Consider the following 3,028-nt stretch of genomic DNA (forward strand, 5'->3'; position numbering starts at 1 on the left):
GCCCCGGATCGCCGGCCGGACAGCGGGGACAGCGGGGACAGCGCCGCCGGCGCCCTCGCCGGCGTGGGTTTCGACCGGTGCGACACGGGCGGCGTCGGATCACCCGGCAGCGCGGCGCAGCAGCGCAGCAGCGCGGCCCTCGACCGCGCGGGCATCGCCGTGTCCGTCCCGGCAGACCCAGGCGCCCGGACGCCGATCGCCATCGAGACGGTCCAGGGCACCCGGATCGCTGTGCTCTCCTACCTCGATCCCGCCGGCACGACCGCCCAGGCCGCTCTCACCGCCGAGCGGATCGGCCAGGACGCCGCCCGCGCCCGCGCCGACGGCGCGGATCTCATCGTCGCGCAGCTCGCCTGGGGCCGGCCCGGCCAGCAGACGGTGACGCCGCACCAGCGCGACCTCGCCCACGCGCTGCTCACCTCGTCCGACGTGGACCTGATCCTCGGTACCGGCGGCGGGAACCCGCTGCCGATCGAGCGGATCGCCGGCCGCTACGTCGCCTACGACCTGGGCACCCTGATCGGCGCGCAGGCGTCCGGCGACCGCGCGGATGCCACGGCGGATGCCACGGCGGATGCCACGGCGGATGCCACGGCGGATGGCTTGGCGAATGGCTTGGCGAATGGCGGGTCGCCCGCGCCGGGCCGCGACGGCGTGCTGCTGTCCATCCAGGTCCGGCGCACGGCCCTGGGCTGGACGGTGGCCGGCCTCACCTACACGCCGACCTGGACGGCTCCCGCCGGCGCCGCGGCCTGGCCGATCGCGGACAGGTTGGACGACCGCGGCCCGCCCGCGCGGGATCAGGCCCTGCTGGCTGCCTCCTGGCAGCGCACGATCGCGGCCGTCGGGGCGCTTGGCTCAACCGACGGGGTCCGGGTCGACCGGGTTCCCCGCGATCCACCCCCGTACCGTCCAGGCGGGCCAGCCAGCCCCCGCAACCCGACGGGGGGACCGGTGTGGGGCCATCCGGATGGCGTGGATCGAGCCGGACGATCATGAATAGATCGAACTTAGTGTAATTAGCGTGTCCTTGCCGTCAACCCGATACTGTCTGCGCTGCGGCAGCGGTGTGACGCCACGCCGTCCGCCCAGGTAGCCCGTTTGCGAGGAGGAGACACGTGACATCGCCTGACACCGCGGCCCTGGTGCTCCGGGTCATCGTGGGTCTCACCCTGGTCGCCCACGGCTACAACCACGTCTGGGGGCCGGGCGGGATCAAGGGCACGGCCGGCTGGTTCCAGAGCATGGGTCTGCGTCCGGGCATCGTGCACGCCTGGACCTCCGGGCTCGTCGAGCTCGCCGCGGGATTCGGGCTGGTCTTCGGCTTCCTCACCCCGTTCAGCGCCGGCGGCATCATCGGCACGATGGTCGTTGCGGGCATCACGGCGCACCGCAGCAACGGCTTCTTCATCTTCAAGCCGGGCCAGGGTTACGAGTACGTCCTGATGATCGCGGCCGTGTGCGCGGCGATCGGTATCCTCGGCCCCGGCAAGGCGTCGCTGGACCACGCGATCGGCATCGAACTGGACGGCTGGGCCGGCGGCCTGATCGCGATCCTGCTCGGCGTCGGCGGAGCCGCGCTGCTGCTGGTGACAGCCTGGCGGCCGGAGCGCAAGCCGGCGGAGTCGACCAAGAGCTGAGCACGTCGCCCGGCGCACCCACCGCCGGACTCGGCGCGGGACGGGCCGAAACCGGACGAGCCGAAACCGGACGAGCCGAAACCGGACGGGCGCGAGGCGGGCGCCAAGTGGGCACGAGGCGGGCACGACACAGGGGCGCGCGAGTGAACAGTGTGCTCATACTGACCTACGTGCCTACGAACTCCGACAGCGGACGGCCGGCCGCGACGACGTCCCGCCCATCCCTGCGCATCCCGAGCGGCGGGCTGACGCTCGCCGCGGACGCTTTTGGCGATGACACCGATCCTCCGGTGGTCTTACTCCACGGGGGCGGCCAGACCCGTCACTCCTGGCGGCGCACCGCCCGCGCACTCGGTGCGGACGGCTGGTACACCCTCACGGTGGACCTGCGCGGCCACGGCGACTCCGACTGGTCCCCCGAGGGCGACTACGCCCTCGACGCCTTCGCCGACGACGTGCTCGCCCTGCGCCGCGCCCTCGGCCGGCCGCCGGTGCTCATCGGCGCCTCGCTGGGCGGGATCGCCTCCCTCGCCGCCGTCGGCCGCGACCCCGACGTCGCGCGCGGCCTGATCCTCGTCGACGTGTCGCCGTTCCTGCAGCCCCGGGGCACCGGACGGATCATGGAGTTCATGCGGGCCGCGCCGGACGGCTTCGCCTCCGTGGAGGAAGCCGCCGACGCGGTCGCCGCCTACCTGCCGCACCGGGAGCGCCCACGCGATCCGGCCGGCCTGCGCAAGAATCTCCGCTTCGCCGACGGACGCTGGTACTGGCACTGGGATCCGGCGTTCGTCTTCCCGCCGGCGGCCCACGACCCGCGGCAGCGGCTACGCACGCCGCTGGCGGAGCTGTCCGCCATCGTGACGAGGCTGCGGATCCCGACCATGCTGGTCCGGGGCGGCCAGTCCGACGTGCTCGGCGAGGACGACGCCCGCCGGTTCCTCGACCTCGCCCCGCACGCGGAGTACTGCGATGTCGCCGGGGCGCACCACATGGTGGCCGGCGATGACAACGCCGTCTTCGACGTGCGGATCCTCGACTTCCTCCAGCGCCGGATCCGGCCCCGCCTGGTGCTCGGTCCCATCGGCTGACGTGCGTCCCTCATCCGGTGTGGTACGCCTGAGCTCGTGGACGCCGCACCGGACGCGACCCCACCCGGGAATGCTGGCCTGCCCACGGTCGCCGGCCTGCTGCTGGCGGCCGGGGCGGGGCGGCGGATGGGGCGCGCCAAGGCGCTGGTGAAGCTCGGCGGGGAGACTCTCGCCGGGCGGGGCGCCCGGATGCTTGCCGCCGGCGGTTGCGCGCCGGTCGTGGTCGTCGTCGGGGCCGCCGCGGACGAGGTCGGCGCGGCCCTCGCCGAGCGTCCCGGATGGGCGGGGCCACGCCTGGTG

At 74.1% G+C, this 3,028-nt stretch carries 4 protein-coding genes; all 4 read left to right on the plus strand.

Annotated elements, in window-relative coordinates; genetic code table 11:
* Positions 1-999 (plus strand): CapA family protein (locus ND748_RS29075; protein ID WP_251749386.1); only part of this gene is annotated, 999 nt, incomplete at its 5' end.
* A gap of 119 nt (positions 1,000-1,118) precedes the next feature.
* Entirely contained in the window at positions 1,119-1,640 is a 522-nt protein-coding gene (locus ND748_RS29080; RefSeq protein ID WP_251749387.1) for a DoxX family protein, read from the plus strand.
* Positions 1,641-1,792: 152 nt separating this feature from the next.
* Positions 1,793-2,728, plus strand: a complete 936-nt coding sequence (locus ND748_RS29085) for an alpha/beta fold hydrolase (protein WP_374216067.1) — start codon at positions 1,793-1,795, stop codon at positions 2,726-2,728.
* Positions 2,729-2,764: 36 nt separating this feature from the next.
* A partial coding sequence (locus ND748_RS29090; protein ID WP_251749389.1) for an NTP transferase domain-containing protein occupies positions 2,765-3,028 on the plus strand: 264 nt, incomplete at its 3' end.

This window comes from Frankia sp. AiPs1 (genome assembly GCF_023716945.1).
Classification (GTDB): domain Bacteria; phylum Actinomycetota; class Actinomycetes; order Frankiales; family Frankiaceae; genus Frankia.